Here is a 25,866-nt window from a genome sequence, read left to right as displayed (position 1 = left end):
AGAACACCTTCCTAAGATAAGTTGGAAAGGAGTTTTAAATGAAAATTACAGAAATAGAAGCATTCCCTTTAAATCTACCAATGAAACAAAACTTTACGATATCGGGAGGGTCGGTTGGAGATCAACAGAAAGGTGCTCCGCATGTTTATATAAAAATCACAACGGATGATAGGAGCCAGGGCTGGGGAGAGGCGCGACCGAGTAATCGGTGGAGTTATGAAACAATTGAATCGGTAGTATCAACAATCAACCATTACTTTAAACCTATTTTGCTTGGACAAAACGCAGAAGATATAAAGAACGTACACAAGTTGATGAATAGTGAAATCAAAAACGGGTTAACAATTGGCCAACCTATTGCAAAAGCCGGTATCGATACAGCTCTTCATGATTTAATAGGGAAGCATCAGAAAAAAACGATATCCGAACTATGGTTTTCGAAACCGAAGCGGTCTATAGGCCTTTCTTATTTAATAAGTACCAGAAATATACAGGAAGCGGTCCAAAAAGCCAATTATGCCTTTGAAAATGGTTATCAAGGAATTGATTTGAAGATTGGATTCAGTGCAGGTGAGGATCTGGGAATGGTTGAAGCGGTGAAGGAAGCGGCACCTGATCTATTCTTTCGTGTTGATGCAAACCAGGGCTATACCCTTTCTGAAGCAGTAAAGGTTTCTAAGGGCCTCGAAAAGCTAGGGGTAGATGTTTTCGAACAGCCTTTAAAAGCAAATGATCTTTTGGGACATGCAGAATTAAGAAGAAAGACGTATGTACCGATCGCCCTGGACGAGAGTATTTGGACTGCTGGAGACCTTATCCAGGCGATTCGCCTTGAAGCTTGTGATACGGCTGTCATAAAGATAACAAAAATGGGCGGCCTTTCAGGAGCCAAATTATGTGGTGAAATAGCCAGGGAAGCAAATTTGGATTTACTTGGCGGTGGTTTGACAGAGTCTACCCTGGGTCTTACTGCGAGTGCACATTTATTCAATTATCTAGGAATCGATCGACCTGTCGATTTGAATGGTCCAATGTTCTTGGAAGATGATCCTGTCGGTGAAGGACCGACCATTGATGAAGGTAATGTTTTGTTGAATAATAATTTACATGGTATCGGCTGTTCGATCGATACTCAAAAAATAAACAGATTCAGAGTGGAATTATAATTATTCCACTCTTTCTTGTATTTTATCAAGTTGTGCAGCAACGAAAGTAAGTTTATAGATTTGTCTCGGTCTCCCGCGTGAAGTGATTTTTTCTTCACCGACTACGTCCACCAATCCCGCATCGATCCATTGGGCAAGAATTCGGTGGGTGCTTCTGATGGTGATCCCAAGAATAGATGACAGCTCCTGCGCAGTATAGTTCGTTTTTTTATAACGAGACACCTGCGCCATGAGTTTACTCATGTAAGCAGCTGACATTCCAGCCTTTTCAGATTCCTCAAGAAGCTTGTGGTCTGTAATTGAAAGGTCATAGATCATCGGGTTAGCCATTTCGACAGGGCCTATCACACTTCTATCTTCTCTTACAATGAAACACGTCTTGCCTCCGAAATCTTTTGATTGCCTCAAAGCGATTCGAGCATGATTTCCAGCGTCCGTTGCCGTCCTTCCGAAACCGATGCCCAAGCTTAATGAAACACCAAGTGATTTATGAGCATCATTTAAAATCGGCAAAAATTTATATCCTCTTGTCTCCCTTTCAAATATTCCTCTGGTAGTGAAGAAAAGGTATTCTCCTCCTCCCAAACTGGTTAAATGTCCGTCTAAAAGTTTTACATAATCCAACAATAATCGGTGGAGGTCAAGTTTCAGTTTCTGTACTTCATGTTCAGTGGGAAAATTATCTGCGACTCTTCTGAAATCATCTATATTGATTATTCCCACCACGATTTGAGCTTCCTTGTTACGTCTTGTTTTAGTGGCAAGTAATGCTCGTTCAAGGGATACGATCAAATCCTGATGGGTTGGAGTCACCCATTCGTTTGGAATACCTAGTTCATCAAGTTTTTCAGAAACTGCTTGTATCCCAGTCATAGCAGAGGAGCCTGGCCGATTATCGAAATATCGCGAATGGAAATCAACTATCCCGTCTACAGTAGCAAGAGCCAAACCTTCATAAAAAATCTTATTCGTATTTTTCTCTTCTAATTCGTCGAGGATTTGATTGACATACTGCTCTGGAACTGAATCCACTGTCAGCGTTTTTAGACCATATAAGGTTTTAGTCCGGAAAAGAGAACGGTATAAACCTGTCCCCATCAATGGCACATAATGGACCGGTATGATGAATTCCATTTTCTCTTTTGCTTTTCTGAATAATTGATATTCCAGAAAAAGTAGAACTTCTACCTTGTTCATCAAACTTTTTGGAATGGAGGAGATGGTACTTTCATCATCACATATGTGAAAGTAGGGGATGAATGATGGAAAACCTTTTAGTGCTTCTTCAGTCCTTTCAATTAGAAATTGCGGGCCGATCACACCGATTGCAATACCTTTTTCAAACTCGAATTCCGTTCTGTTATCATCCATAAAATTCACTCCTCACATACATCCACTAATAATTGTAACAATTATAACCAATAGCTGAAATTAATAAAAGACCTTTTTTAGACTTGTCTTTATTTAATTGCTAGTTTTATAATGAGAATGAATATTCGGAAAATTATGCTAGTAGGAGGGAATTATGAGTAACCAATTAAAAATTGGTATGGTCGGGTTAGATACTTCTCATTGCGCTGCATTCACGGAATTGCTTAATAATCCACAGCATCCTTATCATGTCCCAGGAGGAAAAGTGGTCATTGCATTTCCAGGAGGCTCTCCAGACTTTGATTTAAGTTATTCAAGAATAGAAGGGATCACGGAAAAGTTAAAAGACGAATTTCTTGTCAAAATCACGGAATCCATAGAAGAAGTTTGTGACACAGCTGATGCAATCTTGTTGACTTCGGTCGATGGCAGAGTCCATTTAGAGCAATTTGAACGCATAGCGGAATTTAAAAAACCAGTATTCATTGATAAACCATTTACAGTTGATTATAAAGAGGCCGTGAGAATACGCGAAATCGCACACGATAAGAATATCCCACTCATGAGTTCATCCTCACTTCGCTATGCAGAAGGGCTGCAAAACAACCTGAAATCAAGCAAAAATATCATAGGCGCAGACTCATATGGACCGATGAACATCGTTGAGAAGCAGCCTGGTTTATTTTGGTATGGCATCCATTCTGTCGAAATGCTATTTACAATTCTCGGTAAGGGCTGTAGAAGTGTTGAAACAACAACTAATGAAGATCATGACCTTGTTATTGGAGAATGGGAAGATGGGAGAATCGGCACCGTAAGGGGAAACAGAAAAGGTAATAATCAATTTGGGGCGTTGATCCATACGGAGTCATCAACTTTGTTTGCAGATGGGCAGATGGGAACGAAACCGCATTATGCAAGCTTGTTGGAACAGGTGATGATCATGTTCAAAACGGGTGAGCCGAGGATTGATATCGAAGAAACGGTCGAGATCGTCCGATTTATTGAAGCCGCAAATGAAAGCAGGAGAACTGGAAAAAAAGTAAGACTATGATGATGTAAAAGGGGTTTTTACATGAATATGGCGAAAGTGGCTGTTTACTTTGATAGGACCAGCTCGTTGAAGAGATGGGCTGCAGGAGAAAATGTCTTTGAAATTTATCTGAAACACGTTTTGGAATATGCGGGAATTCCGTTTACCTGGATTGAAAATGATGAGGAAATTTCAAATGAATACGATATTTTAATACTTCCGCTTGACCCTATTGAACAAAGTTCGAATGACAGGATAGTCGAATTTATAGTCCAGGGTGGAGCATTGATTTCATATGGTGGTTTGAAGGAAATTGGTGCAAGGTTAGGCTGTCGTTCGAAAGAAATCAAAAAAGGATATGCTGATGGAGTTAATGAAGATATTCATGTTTCTCTTCGATTTTTGAAAGCGATTACCCTAGAAGGGCTATCGGATAAGGTGGAAATCACTGAAGAAAGGGGGATTCTCCGTTCAAATACCCCAATAGGTGAAAAAGCAGGTGCTGTGTATCAAAGATTTACATACGGAAAAGGGGAAGTTCATCGGTGGGCGGTTGATATTATTGGATCAGTGGTGGGGTTTCAGCAAGGTACGAAGCCCATAACGGAAGATGGTGTGCGGGCACCTGATGGTACAGCGAATTTGGATGATCAGTTGCTTAAAGCGGATGATGGTTTTGAATTGGACTGGGAGTGGGACCGGAGTATTACCGAAACGGGTGAAAAATATTTTACGTACCCTTATGCAGATTTATGGAAGGAAGTTTTAATTGCACAATTCCTTCGAACAGCACTGCAAAAAGATAAAACTTTACCAATTATTGATTATTGGCCAGAAGGAATCGATCAAGTGGCAATGATTTCACATGACAGTGATATCAATCAAGATGAATCCGCAGAAATGACACTTGAAGTCTTGAAAGAATGTGGTCTTAAATCAACATGGTGCATGATGGAACCAGGTTATTCCGAGAAAATTTATCAAAAAATCGAAGACGAAGGGCATGAGCTGGCATTCCATTATAATGCATTGGAAACTGATGAGGGCTTTTGGAGCGAAGCTGAATTTTCACGCCAATTAAGCTGGTTGAAACAGGCTGCTGGAAAGTCGGAAATCTTCTCAAATAAAAACCATTATACAAGATTCGAAAAATGGGGCGAGCTTTTTGATTGGTGTGAAAAACATGGCATACAATCCGACCAGACGAGAGGACCGAGTAAAAAGGGTAATATAGGATTCCTTTTCGGTACATGTCACCCTTATTTTCCAGTTTCATGGGCTGATCAAAATAACCGTCTTTATGATGTTGTTGAAATCAGTTTTTTAACGCAGGATGTCGATCTGGATCGCTTAGCAGACAAAAGCATTGTTAAACCATTTCTAAACAATGTCAAAATGGTCCGGGGGGTAGCACATTTTTTATTTCATCAAATTCATATATTCAGACAGCAATCCGTACGACAAGCAGTAAAATTTGTCATACAGGAAGCTCGGAGGATGGGATTCACATTTTGGACAGGAGAACAAATCAACAAATGGGTGAGAGAAAGGCTTAAAATGAAGATAGTAGGAATAAATCCGGACGGATCCATGAAGGTGGCGAATGCTGTTGAAAATGCGGTCATCCTGATCCCGGTTTCTAACAAAGAAAAAGTCAATGAAAATGAATTGGTCAACCGTTATGGTCTGCCATGTGAAAAGCATGTGATAAATGGAAAAAACTTGATTGAACTTGGTGATAAATTGTAAAAAGGAGCGATTTTCATGAGTAAACTGGCTTTACACGGTGGAAAAAAAGTAAAAGAAACTCCTTTTGGAACTGGAAAACGATTTGGTCTAGAGGAAAGTAGAGAATTACTCGAAGCATTGGAACAGAACACATTGTTTTACCACAGTGGAAAAAAGGTGAAGAAGTTTTTGAGTGATTTCAATGATCTCTATGGTGTAAAGTATAGCGTCGCTGCTTCTTCAGGCACAGCTGCGATCCATGTTGCATTAGGAGCAGCTGGTATCACAGTTGGCGATGAGGTGATTACAAGCCCGATCACAGATCAAGGAACATTGATCGGTATTCTCTACCAAAATGCTATACCTGTATTTGCGGACCTTGATCCGCATTCTTACAATATGGATCCAAACTTAATAGAAGAAAGAATCACACATCGTACAAAAGCGATTCTAGTTGTACATCTAGCTGGAAACCCAGCTGACATGGATCCGATTATGAAAATCGCGAAACAATATAATTTGAAAGTGATCGAAGATTGTGCGCAAAGTTACCTTGCCCGTTATAAAGATAGGCTTGTTGGTACGATCGGTGATTATGGATGCTTCAGTACCAATGATTTCAAACATATATCTACAGGAGACGGAGGGATCGTTACAATCAATTCTGGTGATGAAGAAGATTTTAAAATCACTCACGCTTTTGCAGATAAAAACTATCAGAGATTCGGAAAAAGTGTCCAAAAAGATTTGACCTATCTTGCACCTAACTATCGGATGACAGAACTGCAAGGAGCTGTCGGAATTGCACAATTAAAAAAACTCCCAGGTATTTGTGCGAAACGAACAGAATATGGCGATGAAATCACAAAAGGTATCAAAGGACTGAATGGCCTACATCCTCATAAAGTGGAGCAAGACGATACATGTACCTATTGGTTCTATATGTTTCGGTTGGATGATGAGAGTTTCTCTTGTTCAAGGGATGAATTCGCTGAAGCGTTAAGGGCTGAAGGTATACCGGCGGCATCCGGATATATCCCTGAAGTCGTTTATTTAAATGGATTATTCCAAAAGAAACAAGCGTATTTGAATAGTCATTTTCCTTTTGAGCTATCCAATGTGACATATGAAAAAGGATCTTGCCCTATCGCGGAAAAAATCCTCACCACTTCAATTAGGATTCCGGTCAGTGAATTTTATACTGAAGATGATTTGCACGATATTGTAAAAGGTATACGAAAGGTAGCCACTCATTATCAATTGACGAAGATAAAGGCAAATTAAACTGAAAGGAAAGATTATGAAAAGACTCGATGGAAAACCATGTTATCCCACCTGGCCGTCAAGCGGAGCACTGGAATCCACCTATTTGAACGAAGTGTTGAATTCAGGCAAGTGGGGAGGTTCAGGTGGATCGTACCTCCCAGACTACAAACACAAAATACCTGAATTTGAAGAGAAGTTTGCTAGATTTCAAGATGCTGATCATGGTGTTACAGTGGTCAATGGAACACTAGCCATCACTGTAGCTCTTCAAGCTGCTGGCGTTAAACCCTTGGACGAAGTCATCATGCCTCCATATACCTTCATAGCAACAGCAACATCCGCACTTCTTTTTGGCGCAATTCCAGTTTTTGTGGATGTGGAAGAGGATACTTTATTAATTGACCCAGAAAAAGTTGAACAAGCCATCACGCCTAAAACTAAGGCTATCGTAGCTGTACACATCGGTGGTACACCGGCAGATTTAGATCGTCTAAAGGAAATAGCTGAAAAAAATGATCTTGTATTAATTGAAGATGCGGCTCAAGCAGTAGGAGCGGAATGGAAAGGACAGGGCGTAGGGGCGATTGGTGATTTAGGGACTTTCAGCTTTCAATCTAGTAAAAACCTGACTTCTGGAGAAGGAGGGATCATCCTTTCCAACAATAAAAAATTAGCAGATAAAGCATGGTCGCTGGCCAATGTGGGACGTGTACGTGACGGCTCATGGTATCAGCACGAAGAAATAGGTTGGAATTTAAGAATGACCGAGTTTCAAGCCGCAATCTTGTTGGGACAGATGAGCCGGCTGGAGAATCAAATCGAATTGCGGAATCGAAACGCCAAACTTTTTACTGAACTCCTCAGTTCCGTAGAAGGGATCCAGCTATTTAAAGAGGATTCTCGAGTAACTCGCAACGGTTACCATTTATTTATGTTTTATTTAGATAAGGCTCTTTCAGATCGTGTAGACAAATCTCAATTTGTAAAGATGCTTAGTGAACAGGGAGTCCCTTCTTCGACAGGTTATACTGCAATCAATAAGTATGATTCCATCATCCGATCCATCAAAGAATGGACGGGAAAAGAACCGGACTTTCATTGTCCAATTGCAGAGCAAATGGGCGATCGCCAGGTTGTATGGATAACTCATACCGTTCTATTGGGTGATGAAAAAGGGATAGTTTATGCCGCAGAAGCAATTAAAAATGTTGTTCAATCCTATCTATAAACGTATGGAGGAATAATATGAATTTAAATTTTTATGGATTGCCTGATGATTTGATAAGTGGTTTGACAGAATTGGGATCTCAACTTCACTTTAAAATGGATGAAAAGGGTATACCAGTAAAAATCGAACACACGTCTGAAAACCTTATTGAAGTAAGCCTGGAAAACAACCAAGGTACAATAAAATATCATGACAAAGTCCATTTTTTCAGAGGTCTGGGACTGTTTCTGCAATCCGTTGAAAAACAAAGCTCATTTAAAATTGTAGAAGAACCACAATTCACTACAATCGGTGCCATGTTCGATTGTTCAAGAAATGCTGTCCTTAAGCCTGGAACAGTAAAGTCATTCATGAGGTATATGGCGTTGATGGGATTCAACATGATGATGTTGTATACGGAAGACACATACACGCTTGAATCGGATCCTTACTTCGGTTATATGAGAGGAAGATATACAGAATCCGAATTAAAGGAAATAGATGATTACGGGCACAGTTTCGGCATTGAAGTCATTCCATGTATACAAACACTAGCACATTTGTCCTCTTATTTAAGATGGTCCCATACAGAAAGCATACAAGATACTTCAGACGTCTTATTAGTCAGAAACACGGAAACATACGATTTCATCGAAAAGATGATCGCTGCATCCACTCATCCATTCAGGACGGACAGGATCCATATCGGAATGGATGAAGCACATGGTTTAGGCAGAGGGAACTTTTTAGATCGGATTGGAAAAAAAGACCGATTCACTTTGATGACAGAGCACCTTGAAAAAGTAAAAATGATAACCGATAAACTTAAGCTGAAGCCGATGGTTTGGAGTGACATGTATTTCCGTGTATGGTCAGAATCCAATGCATATTACGATCTGGATATACAAGTTCCGAAAGAGGTTTTGCAGGACATCCCTGAAGGTGTTCAACTTGTATATTGGGATTACTATAACGAATCAGAGGATTTTTATAGTAATTTTATCAGGATGCATGTGGATTTTGGATCAAAACCTGTTTTTGCAGGTGGGATATGGACGTGGCATGGACCGACGATTCATCATGAGAAAACGTTTATTACGACAAATGCTGCTCTGAATGCTTGCAAAAAAGAAGGTGTTCAAGAAGTATTCGCAACCCTTTGGGGAGATGATGGAGCAGAAAGCAATTATTATTATGGTCTTTTAGGATTACAGCTTTTCGCAGAACATGGATATTCGAACAAAGTCGATCAAGAGAAACTGAAGAATCGGTTTGAATTTTGTACAGGAGGTCGTTATGAAGCGTTTTGGGCAATCGGGAAAATGGACATGCACCCAGCTGCAGATTGGCATAAACTGATCCCTGATAGTCCGACGAAATATTTATTATGGCAGGATCCGCTCTTAGGTTTATTTGATAAACAAATACAAAATCTGGACTTCAATAAACATTACCAAACGATACATCAGGAATTAAAACCTTATCTCGACAAAGAGTCGACATGGGATGCACTATATGAATTCGCTGCAACGCTTTGTTTCGTACTTAGTATTAAGAGTGAAATAGGATTAAAAATAGTAGAACGATATAGTAATAACATGAAAGGTGAGCTGGAAGAAACGTCTGAAAAAGAATTACAGCTTTTACACGATGGAATAAGTAAATTAAGGGATCTTCACAGATCACAGTGGATGGATCATAACAAACCATTCGGTTGGGAAATTTTAGACATCCGGTATGGTGGACTTCTCGCCCGGATTGAAACGACTCGACAAAGGATCAGAGATTATTTAAGTGGACGTATTGATGGAATTGATGAACTTGAAGTGGAAAGGCTTTATTATGAACCCGGCTTGAAGAAAGGAGTTGGAAAAGAAGTAAAATATACAAGAATTGCTTCGCCCAATGTTTTCTAATAAATTATTTACGTTTATTTAAAGACATTAAAAAGACTTGTCTTTAAATAGCCATGACCATATAATTTAACTTAATAAAAGTATTTACATATATAATTTTCTGAATATTTTAAAAAATTGGAGGTATTTTAATGGGTCGTACAAAAATTGTGAGTTTGGCATTAGTTATTCTACTCTGCTTCCTACCGCTGCTCGCTTGTGCACCACAGGAAGATTCTTCTGCAGAAAAGGACGAAAACATTGAGCTGGAATTTTGGACTATCAATCTTAAGAAAAATTTTGGAGATTATATCCAAGGTCTTGTGGACAACTATGAAAAAGAAAATCCTAACGTAAAAATCAAATGGGTGGATGTCCCTGGTGCAGATGTTTCGAAGAAATTTATTACCGCTCTGCAAAGTAAAGAAGTTCCTGATGTCGTTAACCTTGCGAGTACAGACATTTCTTTGATTAGAAGTTACAACGTACTTAATCCAATCAATACACTTGTAGATGAAAAGGAATTGGATCCTTACATTGACGGTTTAGTTGAAGGGCTCACCTTTAATGAAGAAGTATTAGGGATTCCATGGTATCATGGTGGGCCTCCAATAGGTATGTTGAATACGGAATTATATGAAAAAGCAGGGCTTGATCCTGACAACCCGCCTCAGACATGGGAAGAATTCATGGAGAATGGAAAACAAATCCATGAAAAATCACCTAAAGTCTATGGATCAAATGACATACCAACGATGGAAGTACTAGTAGGACAAGGGCTGCCTATTTTAAATGAAGATGGGACTAAGGCTGTTTTCAATTCTGAAGAACATGTTGAATTTGTTGAGTTGTTCGTGGAAGGTTACAAAAACGGTGCTGTCGCTTCAGGAGCAGTTACAGAAGATGATCGCCAGCTCCAACAAACTTTTGAAAATGGACAGCAAGCTCAAGCTGGTCAAAAGCTTGGTTCTACTATAGTAGGCATTGAAACGAACGCTCCAAGTGTACTTCCTAAACTAAAAGTGTTCAAACCTGTGACGGGTAGTGAAGGAACAATAGCATTAAAAGGTATCCAAACATTTGTCGTACCGAAAAAGTCAGAACATCCAAAAGAAGCTGCCAAATTCGCACTTTACGTAACAAATACCAAAAATCAGTTGGAATTCGCTAAGTTGGTTGCAATATTCCCATCAACAAAAGAAACTTTAGAAGATCCTTTCTTTACTGATTTTGAGGTGAAAAACATTCATGATGAAGCAAGGAAATTAATGGTAGAGATATCTCCGAAACTTACAATTAATTCCCTAGGGATTGAAAAAGAACAAGAACTGAAAGATTTTTATCTTGAACAAATCCGAGCAGCCCTCTTGGGTGAAAAAACTGCGAAAGAAGCACTGGATACAGCGGTAGAACACTGGAATGAAGCGCTTTCTAAATAGAAGAAAGGTAAACGCAGCGGATCTATAAAAATCCAATCCGCTGCACTTCTTTTTTCCAGGTTCTTAGAAAGGAGTCGATAGAGTGGCTTTGAACCAAGCAGAAACAACCATCCGCCAAAATGTAGTCTTGGCAAAAAAGAAGAGAAAAAAGAAATTCAATTTCATCCCATATATTTTTTTACTCCCTGCAGTAGTGCTTCTCTCTACCTTTGAGTACCTTCCGACTTTGAATGCTTTTTATTATTCCTTTACTGAATACCATATTCTTGCACCGGCTGAATGGGTAGGGATGGAAAACTATAGAACGATGATGCAGGACGATAAATTTTGGAAGGCATTAGGGAATTCAATGAAGTATTTTCTCATTACCGTTCCTATGATTGTCATTCTTCCATTATTTTTAGCCATTCTCGTTAACAGAAAGATTAAAGGGATCAATTTTTTTAGATTGATTTATTACCTGCCAGTGGTTACGGCGATGGTAGCTGTCGCGATCATGTGGAAATATTTATACCATCCGTCTGGATTGGTGAATGCCTTCTTGGATGGCATCGGAATCAATGCGGAAACAAATTGGTTATTGAATACAAAAACGGCTATCCCAGCTGTTTCAATTCTCGAAGCTTGGAAAGCGATGGGGTTCTACATGCTGATTTACCTTGCTGGCCTTCAGGCAGTCTCGAAGGAATTGATTGAAGCTGCAAAGATAGATGGAGCATCTCCGCTCAGGATTCTGTGGCATGTCTATTTGCCTCAATTACGTCCTGTGTTTGCAGTAACACTTGTAATGGCCACACTCGGTACAGTTCAAATGTTCACAAGCATTTATATCATGACAGGTGGAGGACCATTGGATAGTACAATGTCACTTCCTCTATATATCTACCAAAAAGCTTTTGTGCAGCTTGATATGGGGTATGCAACAGCAATGGGCATAGTCTTATGGGTGATCCTTATGATACTTACTGTCATAAATTATAAAATCTCGAGAGGGGGGCACTCGGTGCAATGAACTCCAAGAATCTGCCCAAATGGAGAAAAATCGGCAAAAACGTTTTTTTATATGTAATGTTAATCGCGGTGTCACTTATTTTCATCGGCCCCTTTTTATGGTTGTTATCTACAGCTTTTAAGTCCAATGCCCAAGATGTTTTCGGTTTTCCGCCAAGTTTTATTCCGAAGCCGCCTGTATTCGACCATTTTATTGAAGCGTGGACAGCTATACCATTTCCAAGGTACCTATTGAATTCTTTTTTGCTATTACTCATCATGGTTCCTTCCCATATTTTTTTGACGGCTCTTACAGCCTATCCACTGGCGAGAATGAATTTTCCGGGCAGGACATTCATTTTCTATGCGATTATCGCAACAATGTTTCTTCCTGAAGAGGGTAAACTCGTTCCATTGTTTATTATCGTTGAAAAACTGGGAATGGTGGATTCGTGGTGGGGGTTGATCATACCTGGATTGATAGGTGGATTTTCCATCTTCCTGATGCGTCAAGCGTATCTGACCATCCCGAAGGAAATAGAGGAAGCTGCGATAATTGACGGTTGTGGTCCATTCAGGGTTTGGTGGAGTGTTATTCTGCCATTGACTAAACCGACGTTAGCAGCCCTAAGCGTTTTTTCATTTATTTCTGTGTGGAATTCGTTCATGTGGCCATTGATCATCTTGAAAGATGAAAGCTTATTTCCTATAGCTCTCGGATTAGCTTATCTGTCTGGTACATTTGGCACCGATGTGAAGACCATGGCTGCTGGCGTCGTCATTTCACTGGTCCCGATCATCGTTTTTTATATCTTGATGCAACGCCATTTTGTCAGCGGCTTGCAAGGATCAATAAAAGGTTAGGAGTTGTAAGATGAATAAGATTGCCCTATGGAAAGATAAACCCCTTAGGATTGTTGACTTCATACCTCCTGAACCGGAAAAATATGAAGCATTGGATTTGGAGCAGCAGTTCAATATCAGGAAGGAATTGGGCTTTAATGCCGAGCATGTTGAAGTACATGATATTACAGTAGGAGAATCCGGCATAACCTACTACCATTCTGATTGTGCAGTCCAGGAACGGAAAGATATTCTGGGGAAAATATCAGAATCGTATGAAGGACTTGGAATATATCCGATCGTTTATTTCAATGTGCACTGGCTTGCCGAGTCATTGGCAAAGTTGTACCCGGATTGGCAGCAACGGGATCGAAATGGGGACAGGATTCAAAGTGCCTACGGATCAGGAGGGTATTCATGCATCAATTCCTCATTCAGGGAATATGCATTTTCGACAATCCGCAATCTCGCCAAATATTCAATAAAAGGAATTTTTCTTGATGGACCATTCTTCAGGGTAGAAGGATGTTATTGTGAGGCGTGTAAAATGTCTTTTCTTTATAAGTATGGATATGACCTTCCCGATTGGGAGAAAGCAAATAAATCACAAAAGAAAGATCTGTTTACATTTAAACGCGAGTCGATTGCACTTTTCATGAAAAAGGCTAACAAAACGTTGAAGGATATTTCTCCTGACACAATGATTTATATGAATAGTCCACAGCTAGTACCGACGAAATTCTGTAGCCGTGACAACCGGCTTACGATCCACCATCAGGATATGTTGCTGGCGGAAGGGGGGTTTTTAGGGGAGGACCTTCGCAGAACCCCGGTTTGGAAACCTGCAGCTACAGCTCAATTGCTTGAAACCCAAACAAATGGGAAGCCCTATTGTGTAGCGATTGCTGGACGATTGGCACCATGGTCTCGTTATTTGCTTTCTCCTGCCGAAACTTGGCTTGCTCATGCAATGGCGGTTTCACATGGAGCAAATACATGGTATGGCGTGTATAACGATAATAATCAAGACAAGCGGATGAGCACTGTAAAAGAGATTAATCAATTTCTATCAGAGAATGAAAAATATTATATGAATACAATATCAATGGCTTCAATTGCATTGGTATGGTCCTTCGCGACTGCGAACGAGTATCAATCATCTGCTGAGGAGACAGATTTCACAGCAGGCCAGGATAAATTGTCCAATCCAGACAAAGGTGATGCCCGCGGTTCGTTCATGGGGTGGTATGATGCTTTATCAAGAAGCAGGATCCTATTCGATGTCCTTGATGATGAATCGATTGAAAGCAGTGCCTTTCAACGTTATGAGTTGATCATCCTGCCAAATATAAGTGTCATGAATGATACGCAGGCAGAACTTATTAAAAGTTATGTCGATCAAGGAGGAAAGATCATCTCTACATTCGACACCTCGCTATATGATGATGACGGAGAAAAAAGGGATCAGCCTTTATTAGGGGAGATTTTTGGTGTAGAACAAGCAGTCAGCATACGGCATTGTAAATATGACCACATTGAGTTGGATGGGGATCAGGACCTGTCGGATGATATCGATCAATCACATATCCCAGCTTCATCACTGGGAGTGAATGTCATACCGGACGGGAAATCGGTATCGATCATGAACTATAGGGAGCCTCAACAGTCAAGGTACTGTGAACTTCCAGATCGAACAAACTATCCTTTCATTTTAAGGAATACATTTGGAAAAGGCGAAAGTTTCTACTTTACAGGAAACATAGGGAAGTTTTATGAATCCTATGCGCTGCCGGAATATCGTAAGCTAATCAATAATGCAGTACGGTCCCTCGTGGATGTCCCATTGAACATCAAGACTCCTCATACATTGGAATCCATACATACAGCCATGAGAAAACAGGATGGCCGTATCATTCTTCATCTGGTCAATTATACGGGATCAATGACTAGGCCGATAACAGAAATCATCCCTATTTCTGATATCCAAATCGATATCGAGCTTAGGGAAAAAATCGAGTCGGTAAGAGCATTGAGAATGAATGAGCAACTGACATTCCACCAAAATGAAGAGCGGATCTATTTGAATCTACCATGCCTTCGAGAATATGAAGTGATCATATTGGACTTCAGGAGTTGAAAAATAGAATGATTATTGAGGGAGCAGGTGTTTGATATGCAGACGATCCAAGAACTAGAAGATAAGTTGATTAATCCTTCCAAGCGATTGATAAATGATTTGCAACACATTGATGGAGATATCATGATACTTGGAGTTGGAGGGAAAATGGGGCCTACACTTGCGAAAATGGCTAAAAGGGCAATCGATGCAGGTGGATTGGATAAGAGAGTCATTGGAGTTTCTCGTTTTACTTCCCAAAATGTACGTATGGACTTAGAATCTTCCGGAGTCGAAACGATTTCGCTTGATCTACTGGACAAAGAACAATTACTGACTTTGCCGGAAACAAAAAATATCATTTTTATGGCAGGATATAAATTCGGAACGAATGGTAATGAATCATTTGCCTGGGCGATGAATACTTTTCTTCCGGGAAGAGTAGCAGAAAAATTCAGAAACTCAAGGATTGTTTCGTTTTCATCTGGAAATGTATATCCGTTTACGGAAGTATCCAAAGGTGGAGCTGATGAATCGACCCCGCCTGCACCAATTGGTGAATATGCACAATCTTGCTTAGGAAGAGAGCGAATTTTTGAATATTTTGCCCGTTTGTATGGTATCAAAATGCTGCATTTTCGGTTGAATTATGCAATCGATTTAAGGTACGGGGTGTTGCTTGAGATTGCCCGGCATGTTTTTGAAGAAAAACCGATCGACCTCACCACAGGGCATGTCAACGTGATCTGGCAGGGAGATGCAAATGAAATGGCTATCCGAAGTTTGAATTTGGTTGATTTGCCGCCGTCAGTCTTGAATGTTACAGGACCAGAAACGATTTCAGTAAGGTGGCTGGCTGAACAGTTTGGACAAAGGTTCGGAAAAGCTCCGATCTTCATAAACGATGAAAACGAGAAAGCTCTATTAAGTAACGCCTCTAAAGCTCACAAACTTCTAGGGTACCCAAAAGTCACATTAAGCCAAATGATAGAGTGGGTATCAAATTGGGTTGAAATCGGGGGCTCGACCATCGATAAACCGACTAATTTCCAGGAACGAGAAGGAGCGTTTTAGAATGCCTATTGAACTTGAACCAATGATCCATAAGGCTTTGCATGGAGGGGTGGTGATTCCAGCGCATCCGCTGGCGTTGGATGAGAACCGTCAACTTGATGAAAATCGCCAAAGAGGACTCACCCGATACTACATCGCTTCCGGAGCTGGAGGATTAGCTATAGGCGTGCATACCACCCAATTCGAAATTCATGAAAATACACATGGTTTGTATAAAAAGGTCCTTGAATTGGCAGCAGATGAAGTTGACAAAGCGAATTTGACAAGGCCTTTCATAAAAATTGCCGGTATATGTGGAGCCACTCCTCAAGCATTGGAAGAAGCCAATCTAGCTGCATCACTTGGATATGATTTAGGTCTTGTAAGCCTGGGAAGCTTGGATGATTGGAGTGAAAACGAGCTTCTTGAACATTTAGCAGCAATCGTTCAAGTGATCCCTGTTTTCGGTTTTTACCTCCAGCCTTCCGTCGGTGGGAGGAAATTGAGCTTTCAATTTTGGAAATCAGCTGCAGAAATCCCTGGAGTAATGGGTATCAAAATCGCACCTTTCAACCGCTATCAGACTCTTGATGTTGTCAGAGCTGTCTGTGAATCGAGCAGGAGGGAAGAAATCGCCCTTTACACTGGAAATGATGATAATATCATCGTTGATTTGCTTACCACTTATCGATTCAAGATAGACAATAAGGTCGTTGAGAAGGAAATTGTAGGGGGACTGCTCGGACAATGGGCGGTATGGACCAAAAAAGCTGTAGAATTGCTGGATGATGTCAAAAGACGTAAAAGAAGCGAAGATGCTTCACCTTCTTATGATGAGCTCCTTAAACGCAACGTGGAATTGACGGATGTAAACAGTGCGATTTTTGATCCTGCCAACCAATTTGCCGGCTGCTTATCAGGTATACATGAAATTCTTAAAAGGCAAGGATTGCTGCAAGGAACATGGTGCATCAATCCATTCGAGTCTCTTTCTCAAGGTCAGATTGAGGAAATTGACCGGGTGTATAAAAGTTATCTTCATCTCAATGATGATGAATTTGTAAAGAAAAATTTGTCTTCCTGGATAAAGGGTAACGCGGTTCATTGAATCCTTCAAACGGAGGGGTAGATGTTGGAAACAAAATTGGCGATAAATAAATTTTATAGCATTTGTGAATGGTGTATGAAAATGATTCTGTTAAACCTTCTCTGGTTGACTTTCAGCTTAGGGGGCCTGATCATATTCGGGTTCTTCCCTGCCACAGTAGCAATGTTTGCCGTAACCAGGAAGTGGGTGCAGAAAACGGAGCAGATCAACTTTTTCAAAGTATTCCTATCAAGCTTCAAAAAAGAATTCTGGAAGGCGAATCTGATCGGTCTTATCCTGTTTTTGATCGCTACAGCACTGTACCTGGATCTTTTGTTCATTCAATCCTTTGATGGGAGATTGGCCTTTTACTCGTTTTGTCTGATCATCATGGTTTGTCTATTTTGCTTTGTCATTGCCCTGTTTCTGCTTACCCTTTATGTACATATCGAACTACCATTCATCCAGTACTTCAAACAATCGATCTTGATTTTTCTTTCCTATCCTCTAGACACGATTATCATGGTCGGAAGTGTTTTGCTCATAACATTCTTCTTTCTCATTTTTCCTGGTCTTATCTTATTCATGGCAGGAAGTTTGATAAGTTTGATCGTTACCATCAATGCTCATAGGACTTTCAGAAAGCTTTCATTCCAAACACTCGAATATTAAGCAGGAGGTGGGTATATGCCACTGGTGACTAGTAAAGAAATTTTACAGGATGCCTATAACCATCATTATGCAATAGGGGCATTTGCAGGTCATAATCTAGAAATGATAAAAGCGATCGTATCCGCAGCAGAAGAGTTGGACTCACCAGTAATCATCCAAACGACCCCCGGCACAATCAACTATATAGGGATCGGTCATGCGGTCAGTATGGTTAAAGAAGCTGCAGAACAAGTCAGTATTCCTGTAAGTCTCCATCTGGACCACGGAGATAGTTTTCGGTGTGTCAATCAATGTCTGAGAAACGGGTACAGTTCGATCATGATTGATGGGTCTAGTCTTGGTTATGAAGAAAATATAGACCTTACCAAGAAGGTTGTGGAAGTATGCCATGATGTGGGTGTTCCAGTAGAAGCGGAACTTGGAACGATAGGCGGTGTGGAAGACGGACTTGATGTTGATATGGCAGATGTACGATTCACAAATCCAGACTTTGTAGAAGAATTCGTCATCAGGACTGGCATCGATTTTTTGGCTCCAGCATTCGGCACTGCACACGGTATTTATAAATCGGACCCAAAGCTGGATTTTTCGAGATTAAAAGCAATATCAGATCTTGTGAGAATACCGTTGGTGATGCACGGGGCCTCAGGTCTTTCGAAGGAACAATTACAAAAAGCGGTTCAACTCGGCGTGAGTAAAGTGAATTTCTCAACTGAATTGAAAAAGGCATTTGTACATGAATTAAGAAACTATCTTTCTTACCATTCAGATGAGGAAGATCCAAGAAAATATTTCGTATCAGCAAGAGAGTCAGTAAAACAAATTGTCAAAAATAAAATTATGACTCTTCACAGCTCACCACAATCGGTAGTTTAAGAGGGTCCTAAGTCAAATGATCACGACAGTTACGCTGAATCCTGCCATTGACATCACTTATTACATTCCAGAATTTCAACGCAGTCAAATACATCGTGTAGATTCCATGTACAAAGAGCCTGGAGGAAAAGGAATCAATGTTGCAAAAGTGATTAAAACATTAAAAGCCCCGGTCATGGTAACCGGTATGCTTGGCGGTAATAACGGAAGGACGATTTGCCGCCTCCTGGATTCCTATTCCATACCTCATGATTTTCACCCTATCTCTGGGGAATCCCGTCTTTGCCTTAATATAATCGACCAACACGCACACCAAACTGAAATACTTGAAAAAGGTCCTGAAGTCTCGGAAAAGGAGCTTGGAAATTTCAAACGGCACTTAGAAAAACTTTCTAAAAAAAGCAGGTTTGTCATCTTTTCTGGCAGTCTACCAGCAGGCGTACCCCAGTATGCATATGGAGAATTGATTGAATTAGTGCAGCATCATGGCGCCGATGCCATTGTCGATACGAGTGGAAAAGCTCTTGAATATGCACTGGCTGCCAAGCCTTTTATGGTAAAACCTAATATTAATGAAGTACAAGAGATATACAGCCAAAAGAAATTAACCAAAGAGGATGTATGGAAAATCATAGAGAACTGGCATGATTCAGGTATTTCGGCCTCGATGGTTTCAGACGGAGCAGATGGGATGATGGTTCGGATACATGAACACCAATGGACGATAAGTCCTCCCGTTGTGAAGGCGGTCAATACAGTCGGCTGTGGAGATACTTTAGCGGGAGCTTTGGCGGTTGGCTTTTATAATGATCAAACTTATGAAGAATGCCTGATAAATGCTACTGCGGCTGCTGTCTCCAATGCAATGGAAAAGCAAGCAGGAAAGGTCTCTATTGAAAAGATCGATCAATACAAACAAGGAATCACTTTAAAAAAGGAGTGAACGAGATTGAATTCCTCTTACACTTATAATGAAATAATGAGCCAAGGCGAAAGTATGGAGAAAACCAGGGAAAGGGTTCTTTCCTCAAAAGTGCTCGAGAAAGACTCATCATTTGAACATGTGATATTCACAGGATGTGGTACTTCGTATTATCTTGCCATTTCGGCAGCCCGGTTTTTTCAGGAAACGACGGGTATCCCATCCCAAGCAGTGCCAGCTTCCGAATTATTCATTCATCCTCAACAAATAATGTCAGACAAAATCAACTATAAAATCATAGCCTTTTCACGTTCGGGTACTACTACAGAAATCATCAAAGCAATAAAAGAGCTTGATCGTTACGCTTACGTGTCAACACTAGCAATCACATGTAATCCAAACACAGAAATGATCAAGGTTGCTCAAGAAAGTATAGTACTTGATCATATTAACGAAAAAAGTATCGTCATGACCCAATCATTCACGAATATGCTTTATGCCATTCAATTATACGCTGTGCTCGTTTTCGGGGAAGCGCAAGTTCAAAAAGACTTGGACATTCTTCCGATTTCGCTGAAGGAAGCATGCAAGAATTCACACAAGATAAAAGATATCGGGAGCAATCTCTCGTATACTAGATTCATTTATTTAGGAACGGGGGTATCTTATGGGCTTGCTGAGGAAGCATGTCTGAAGATGAAGGAAATGACACAAACGGAATGTGAAGCATATTCAAGCCTGGAATTCCGTCACGGTCCAATATCAATTGTGGATGAGAAGACAATTGTCATCGTTCTTTCATCAAAAAAAACCAAAGAGCTTGATAAAGGTATCGTCAAGGATATTCAATCATTCGGAGGATATACTGTGACGATTGGGAATACGCCGGTTGATGAAAGTGACGAAAATTTCATTTTACCATCAGATATAACGGATCATATCTCAGCGATCTCTGTCATGCCTTATCTCCAAATGTTGGCCTACTATCGAGCTATAGCTTTAGACTTGGATCCTGATAAACCACGTAATTTGAATCAGGTTGTGAAAATAACTCTTCCGAACTAGGAGCGGATCTTATGTATGCTATTGGATTAGATATCGGTGGAACAAAAATCGCAGCATCCCTGGTAGATGAAAAAGGGGCTTGTTCATTTAAAAAAGTATACCCAAGTGTTGCATATGATAGTGAGGCTATGTTCCTTCAAGTGGTCGACTGTATTAAAGACGTTATAAGGGAGTCAGGGTATGGAAATGATCGTATAGTCGGGATTGGAGTGGGTGTCCCTGGAAAAATCGATGCAGAAAAAGGGATCGCAATCTACCAAAATAACCTTCCATGGAGGAGTTTCCCTTTGATTGAAAGACTCCAAGCAGTCTTTCCTTACAAAATGATAATGGGTAATGATGTTGCCATGGCTGCTCATGGAGAATGGGTGATTGCGGGTAAGAATATGAAGGACACATTCGTTTATTTCACGTGGAGTACAGGTGTTTCAAGCAGTGTCATACATGAAGGTAGACTTTTCAAGGGGAAGGGTTTTGCTGGAGAACTCGGCTTGATTTTTCAAGAGAGTGATAATCAGCGCTTGGAGGCCCAGGTCAGTGGTCCTTCAATCAGTTCAATTTGCAGTCAAAAGCTTAGACAAACACTGACTACTAAAGAAATAATTTCGGAATATGAAAGGGGAGATGCAACGGTAGTAAACCTAATGGAACCTATAATGAGAAAAATTGCAAAAGGTGTTTACGCAATAATTTGCTTATTAGATCCCCATAAGATTGTTTTTGGGGGAAGTGTCATTATCAACAATCCATTCCTCCTTGAAATATTAAAGAAAGAATTATTATGCATGGTGATTCCTGAACAAAACCTGAGCTTAGAAAAAATGTTTGTAAGTACATTAGGTGACAATGGAATCGTAGGAGCAGGACTAAAAGTGTTAGATGAAAACCGTTCGAATGCAAACTATTCAGAAAATTATTGACTTTCAGACATTTGAATGCTATTTTTTTAATTAATTAGTCATAGACTAGGATTAATTAATTGATCATTAGGAGGAGTATTATGCATTCACTTGATTGGATTGTATTAATTGCATTCTTCTTGATTATGGTTGTGATCGGTTTTTGGTCTTTTGGAAAAGTCAAAGGTTCTAAAGATTTTTTTGTAGCGGGAGGAAAGATGCCCTGGTGGCTTTCAGGTATTTCTCATCATGTCTCAGGCTATAGTGGTGCAGTGTTTGTCGCTTATGCAGGTCTAGCATATACGCATGGTTTCAGCCTTTATGTGTGGTGGGCGATCCCCGTATTTTTAGCATGTTTCATCGGTGCATTTCTTATGGCACCTCGTTGGTCTAGACTAAGGATAAAACTTGATATCGAATCACCTACTGAATACCTGGCAATGAGATATAATGTACCGACTCAGCAGGTCATGGCGTGGAGTGGTGTACTATTGAAATTGTTTGATGTAGGTGCAAAATGGGCTGCAATTGCCATCCTGCTGAATGTATTCACAGGCACCCCCTTAGTAACGGGTATCTTGCTTTCAGGTGGGATTTCACTCATTTATATCACGATAGGAGGATTATGGGCAGATGTGTGGACTGATTTTGCCCAATTTATTGTACAGATCATCGCAGGCCTTGCAATGTTCTTCATTGTCATGACAAAACTAGGAGGGGCAAGTTCGATAGGCGGGATTTGGGAAGACTTGCCTCCAGCCAACAGCCAACCATTTAATGAACCATACACTGCAGGTTTTGTCGCGGCATTTATCTTGATTGTTTTTCTAAGCTATAACGGTGGAACATGGAATTTAGCAACTCGTTATATCTCATCTCCATCGGGATCTGACGCCAAAAAGTCAGCATTACTTTCAGCCGGCCTTTATCTATTTTGGCCACTCATACTATTCTTTCCAATGTGGGCTGCTCCGATTTTTCTGCCAGATATCGGAGATCCGAACCAATCCTACGCTTTACTGACCCAAGAATTGCTGCCTACAGGATTAGTAGGATTAGTATTGGCTTCATTATTTGCAGCGACAATGTCTATGACCTCTTCTGATTCAAATACAATTTCATCGGTCATTACGCGTGATATATTACCAGTCGTATCTAGAAAGTTCCATGATATGAATCAAAAACAATCGCTTAAAATCGCTCGTATGTCAACTTTCATATTTACTGCACTTACCCTATTGATAGCGATCAATTCTGATGTTTTTGGAGGAGTAATCGGTTTATTATTGACATGGTTTGCTGCACTTGTCGGACCTATATCAATTCCAATGCTATTCGGTTTGCTTCCTGCCTTTAAACATTGTGATTCAAAGGCGGCGATCATTTCGATAATTGGTGGACTGGTTGGTTTCATAATAGTGAATTATGGTATAGAAGTTTCTCTTGCAGGTCAGATGGCGACCCCGGTAATAACCTCTACCTTGATTTTTACAGCGATCGGCTGGTTGAACAGAAACAAACCTGTAGCCCCAGAATTGAATGATCTGTTTTCTGCTTTACAAAAAGATCCAGAAGAATCAATCAACAACAAAAATATCTCCATGTAAGAATACTTCGTCAACAAGGAAGGAGTCATAGCATGGTAGATGAAAAAGAAATTTCTCAACAAATGATCCAACATATCGAGAATCAACTTCTTCCGTTTTGGAGAAAGTCCATGGATGATCATTACGGTGGTGTTTATACCTGTTATACAAATGATGGGGCAAAACGAATAAGCAATGACAAATTTATCTGGTCACAAGGGCGTTACTTATGGATCGAATCAAGGATATGCAAAATGATGCAAGCCGGTATCCTTAAAGATGATACGCAATTTTTTTTGGACCATGCTAAGAAAACGTATGAATTCATAAAAGAACATGCCCTTTTGAAAAATGGCAACTATGTATACTTGCTTACTGAATCCGGTGAAAAGAAAGAGGATGTAAAGGGAAGAGGTTATGATTCAAGTATCTATGCTGATTGTTTCGTCTGCTTGGGATATAAGGAATATGCTTCACTTACTGGCGATAGGGTTATTCTCCAGCAAGCGATCGACCTGTTCAGGCATATCTCGGATGGGATAATGGCCGGTAATTTTAAAAGTGATCCGTACCCGATACCAAAAGGATTCTCATCTCATTCTGTTCACATGATCCTCTTAAATGTTGCTCAGGAGATTGCTGAAACCGCAGAAGTCTTGGGTCATCCTGATAAATCCGGTTTGCAAGTCGAAACTTTGACCCTGGTGAAAATCATCCTTGAGAAATTCAGATTATCCAATGGCAGAATTATTGAGATGCTGGCAAAAGAAACTAAGAAACAAAAAACTTTACTGAGCAGGCATGTCAATCCAGGGCATGCTCTAGAGTCCATGTGGTTCATCATTCACTCAGCCCGGAAGGTTAATGATACCAATTCGATCAATAAGGCAGTGGATTCTATTTTGTATGCGTTGGAATTAGGTTGGGATACAGAACATGACGGTTTGTTCAGGTTTGTTGATTATCTAGGTGGTAAGCCGATAGGAGATGAAATAGGTACTCTTTATGAGAAATTAATCAAGGACACCTGGGACACTAAACTGTGGTGGCCCCATTCAGAAGCACTTTATGCTTCTATCCTCGGATATAAAATGACCGGAGATCCTAATATGGAGAAATGGTTTCACCGGTTAAGGAAATATGTGTTTCGGGCTTTCCCCAACAACGAGCAATCGATAGGGGAATGGATACAGATTCGAGATAGGAAAGGTCAGCCGATCAATAAAGTTGTCGCATTACCAGTCAAGGATCCTTTTCATATCCTTAGAAATCTTATTTTGATAATAGAATTACTTGGTGAAAAAAAGAATTGTTTTTGATCAACAAAAGAAAGGTAGATTGGCGTGACATTAAAGCTAGGAACGTCAAAAATCGATATAACTCCTTCGGTTCCTCTTGAATTGGCGGGATTTGCCCATCGAAAAGGGCCATTTTCCGGAATAGAGAAACCGTTGTTTTTGAAAGTGTTTTATTTTGAAAAAGAAGGTGCCCGATCCGAAAAGGACACCATTATCATGGTCACGGCTGATTTGATTTGGTGGGATGAAGAACAGTGCAAACAGATTGAAAAACTGATTGAAAACGAATTGAAGACTTCAGATTTTACAATCGTTTTTCATGCGACTCATAATCATTCGGGTCCGCAAACCAGCTCTAATTTCACACGTTTTTTGGGTGCTCCAGAACCTCGTTATCTTGAAAACTTGAATACTCAGGTTCTTATCGCCATTAGATCAGCGGTTCAAAATCTCGAACCAGTAACCTTATCAAGGGGTTCCACTACCTGCAATATTGGGATCAACCGTCGTTTGAAATCTGAATTTCAGGTTAGCATGGCACCGAATAAAGAAGGGCCAGTCGATCCTGATGTGACAATCTTAGCAGCAGAAAATTCTACTGGCAGCATAAAAGGAGTGATGGTCCATTACACATGCCACCCTACAGTCACTGGAGACAACTATATATCATCAGAATTTCCGGGAGTGGCGACGGAAGAAATAGAAAGAGCACTTGGGGAGAAAGTGGTAGCAGGTTACTTTCAAGGCTGTTGTGGTGATATAAGACCGGGATTGATTGATAAAGAAAAAAATGAATTTTATAGAGGAAACCAGACGGACGTCCAGCGATTAGGACAGCAATTAGCTGATCAAGTCATAAAGGCTATAGATGAAAATAAACTTGAACCAATAAATGTGGAATACATGCAAATACAAAAGAGATCGGTTCCATTAAAATTTGAGAAAATCCCGTCGATCGATCAATTACGGTGTATGAAAGATTCCTTGACTAAGGATGAACATATCGTTTGGCAAACCTTTCTATTGGAAAACCAAAACAGGCTGATTCCCGAGGCTACACTTAAATTAGTGCTGGTAGAGTTCGGTGAAGATCTATCCTTTTTGACAATGAATGGAGAAATGGTAGTTGATTATGGGTTATTCATAAAAAAAGAGTTTTCCAATAATGTACTCCCATTGCCATATAGTAATGGAATGATCGGTTATATTCCAACATCACAACAAATCATTGAGGGAGGCTACGAGTCGAAAGAATGGATTTACTTTTTCGGTGTACCTTCCCACTTTTCGAGATCAATTGAAGAAAATATCCAACTCGGTATTCGTGAACTGATGATGAAAGGAGATTGTTAGA

21 protein-coding genes are annotated in these 25,866 nt (G+C 40.2%); 20 read left to right on the top strand and 1 reads right to left on the bottom strand.

Features of this window, described 5'->3' with window-relative positions; translation table 11 throughout:
- Nucleotides 1–38 precede the first annotated feature (38 nt).
- Nucleotides 39–1,166 carry a mandelate racemase/muconate lactonizing enzyme family protein gene (locus ACJROX_RS28530; RefSeq protein ID WP_408008546.1) on the top strand — a complete coding sequence of 376 codons (1,128 nt, stop codon included), beginning with the start codon at nt 39–41 and terminating at the stop codon, nt 1,164–1,166.
- Here ACJROX_RS28530 and ACJROX_RS28525 read toward each other — a convergent pair whose 3' ends face one another.
- Nucleotides 1,167–2,537 carry a GTP cyclohydrolase IIa gene (locus ACJROX_RS28525; protein WP_408008545.1) on the bottom strand — a complete coding sequence of 457 codons (1,371 nt, stop codon included), beginning with the start codon at nt 2,535–2,537 and terminating at the stop codon, nt 1,167–1,169.
- 154 nt (nt 2,538–2,691) lie between these two features.
- On the opposite strand from ACJROX_RS28525, the gene ACJROX_RS28520 reads away from it, so the two are divergent.
- From ACJROX_RS28520 to ACJROX_RS28430, 19 genes are all read left to right on the top strand, one after another.
- On the top strand, nt 2,692–3,591 hold the full coding sequence (locus tag ACJROX_RS28520; protein ID WP_408008544.1) for a Gfo/Idh/MocA family protein: 900 nt from the start codon (nt 2,692–2,694) through the stop codon (nt 3,589–3,591).
- Nucleotides 3,592–3,612: 21 nt separating this feature from the next.
- On the top strand, nt 3,613–5,319 hold the full coding sequence (locus ACJROX_RS28515) for a hypothetical protein (RefSeq protein WP_408008543.1): 1,707 nt from the start codon (nt 3,613–3,615) through the stop codon (nt 5,317–5,319).
- A gap of 15 nt (nt 5,320–5,334) precedes the next feature.
- Nucleotides 5,335–6,582 carry a DegT/DnrJ/EryC1/StrS family aminotransferase gene (locus ACJROX_RS28510; protein ID WP_408008542.1) on the top strand — a complete coding sequence of 416 codons (1,248 nt, stop codon included), beginning with the start codon at nt 5,335–5,337 and terminating at the stop codon, nt 6,580–6,582.
- Between the two features lie 16 nt (nt 6,583–6,598).
- Nucleotides 6,599–7,792, top strand: coding sequence for a DegT/DnrJ/EryC1/StrS family aminotransferase (locus ACJROX_RS28505; protein WP_408008541.1), 1,194 nt, complete (start codon nt 6,599–6,601; stop codon nt 7,790–7,792).
- 17 nt (nt 7,793–7,809) lie between these two features.
- Nucleotides 7,810–9,687, top strand: a complete 1,878-nt coding sequence (locus ACJROX_RS28500) for a beta-N-acetylhexosaminidase (protein WP_408008540.1) — start codon at nt 7,810–7,812, stop codon at nt 9,685–9,687.
- A 131-nt stretch (nt 9,688–9,818) separates the two neighbouring features.
- Nucleotides 9,819–11,105, top strand: coding sequence for an ABC transporter substrate-binding protein (locus ACJROX_RS28495; protein ID WP_408008539.1), 1,287 nt, complete (start codon nt 9,819–9,821; stop codon nt 11,103–11,105).
- Nucleotides 11,106–11,187: 82 nt separating this feature from the next.
- Nucleotides 11,188–12,117 carry a carbohydrate ABC transporter permease gene (locus ACJROX_RS28490; RefSeq protein ID WP_408008538.1) on the top strand — a complete coding sequence of 310 codons (930 nt, stop codon included), beginning with the start codon at nt 11,188–11,190 and terminating at the stop codon, nt 12,115–12,117.
- Complete coding sequence (locus ACJROX_RS28485) at nt 12,114–12,959, top strand: carbohydrate ABC transporter permease (protein WP_408008537.1); 846 nt, start codon at nt 12,114–12,116, stop codon at nt 12,957–12,959. The genes ACJROX_RS28490 and ACJROX_RS28485 overlap by 4 nt, the downstream gene beginning before the upstream one ends.
- 10 nt (nt 12,960–12,969) lie before the next feature.
- The gene (locus ACJROX_RS28480) at nt 12,970–15,075 is read left to right on the top strand and encodes an alpha-amylase family protein (protein WP_408008536.1); all 2,106 of its coding nucleotides are present in this window, start codon (nt 12,970–12,972) and stop codon (nt 15,073–15,075) included.
- Nucleotides 15,076–15,111: 36 nt separating this feature from the next.
- Nucleotides 15,112–16,128: an NAD-dependent epimerase/dehydratase family protein gene (locus ACJROX_RS28475; RefSeq protein ID WP_408008535.1), complete on the top strand. Its 1,017-nt coding sequence runs from the start codon at nt 15,112–15,114 to the stop codon at nt 16,126–16,128.
- Between the two features lies 1 nt (nt 16,129).
- Entirely contained in the window at nt 16,130–17,215 is a 1,086-nt protein-coding gene (locus tag ACJROX_RS28470; protein ID WP_408008534.1) for a dihydrodipicolinate synthase family protein, read from the top strand.
- Between the two features lie 24 nt (nt 17,216–17,239).
- A complete protein-coding gene (locus ACJROX_RS28465) occupies nt 17,240–17,866 on the top strand; it encodes a YesL family protein (protein WP_408008533.1) in 627 nt (208 codons plus the stop codon).
- Between the two features lie 15 nt (nt 17,867–17,881).
- The gene (gene fba, locus ACJROX_RS28460) at nt 17,882–18,742 is read left to right on the top strand and encodes a class II fructose-1,6-bisphosphate aldolase (RefSeq protein ID WP_408008532.1); all 861 of its coding nucleotides are present in this window, start codon (nt 17,882–17,884) and stop codon (nt 18,740–18,742) included.
- A 16-nt stretch (nt 18,743–18,758) separates the two neighbouring features.
- Complete coding sequence (locus ACJROX_RS28455) at nt 18,759–19,685, top strand: 1-phosphofructokinase family hexose kinase (protein WP_408008531.1); 927 nt, start codon at nt 18,759–18,761, stop codon at nt 19,683–19,685.
- A 90-nt stretch (nt 19,686–19,775) separates the two neighbouring features.
- Nucleotides 19,776–20,729, top strand: coding sequence for an SIS domain-containing protein (locus ACJROX_RS28450; protein ID WP_408008530.1), 954 nt, complete (start codon nt 19,776–19,778; stop codon nt 20,727–20,729).
- Between the two features lie 11 nt (nt 20,730–20,740).
- On the top strand, nt 20,741–21,649 hold the full coding sequence (locus ACJROX_RS28445) for an ROK family protein (RefSeq protein WP_408008529.1): 909 nt from the start codon (nt 20,741–20,743) through the stop codon (nt 21,647–21,649).
- 80 nt (nt 21,650–21,729) lie between these two features.
- A complete protein-coding gene (locus ACJROX_RS28440) occupies nt 21,730–23,235 on the top strand; it encodes a sodium:solute symporter family protein (RefSeq protein WP_408008528.1) in 1,506 nt (501 codons plus the stop codon).
- Nucleotides 23,236–23,267: 32 nt separating this feature from the next.
- On the top strand, nt 23,268–24,533 hold the full coding sequence (locus tag ACJROX_RS28435) for an AGE family epimerase/isomerase (RefSeq protein WP_408008527.1): 1,266 nt from the start codon (nt 23,268–23,270) through the stop codon (nt 24,531–24,533).
- Nucleotides 24,534–24,557: 24 nt separating this feature from the next.
- The gene (locus ACJROX_RS28430; protein WP_408008526.1) at nt 24,558–25,865 is read left to right on the top strand and encodes a neutral/alkaline non-lysosomal ceramidase N-terminal domain-containing protein; all 1,308 of its coding nucleotides are present in this window, start codon (nt 24,558–24,560) and stop codon (nt 25,863–25,865) included.
- Nucleotide 25,866: the final 1 nt, after the last annotated feature.

Origin of the sequence: Pseudalkalibacillus sp. A8, from assembly GCF_045920555.1 — a bacterium.
Classification (GTDB): domain Bacteria; phylum Bacillota; class Bacilli; order Bacillales; family Fictibacillaceae; genus Pseudalkalibacillus.
This window is presented reverse-complemented; position numbering and strand designations above follow the sequence as displayed.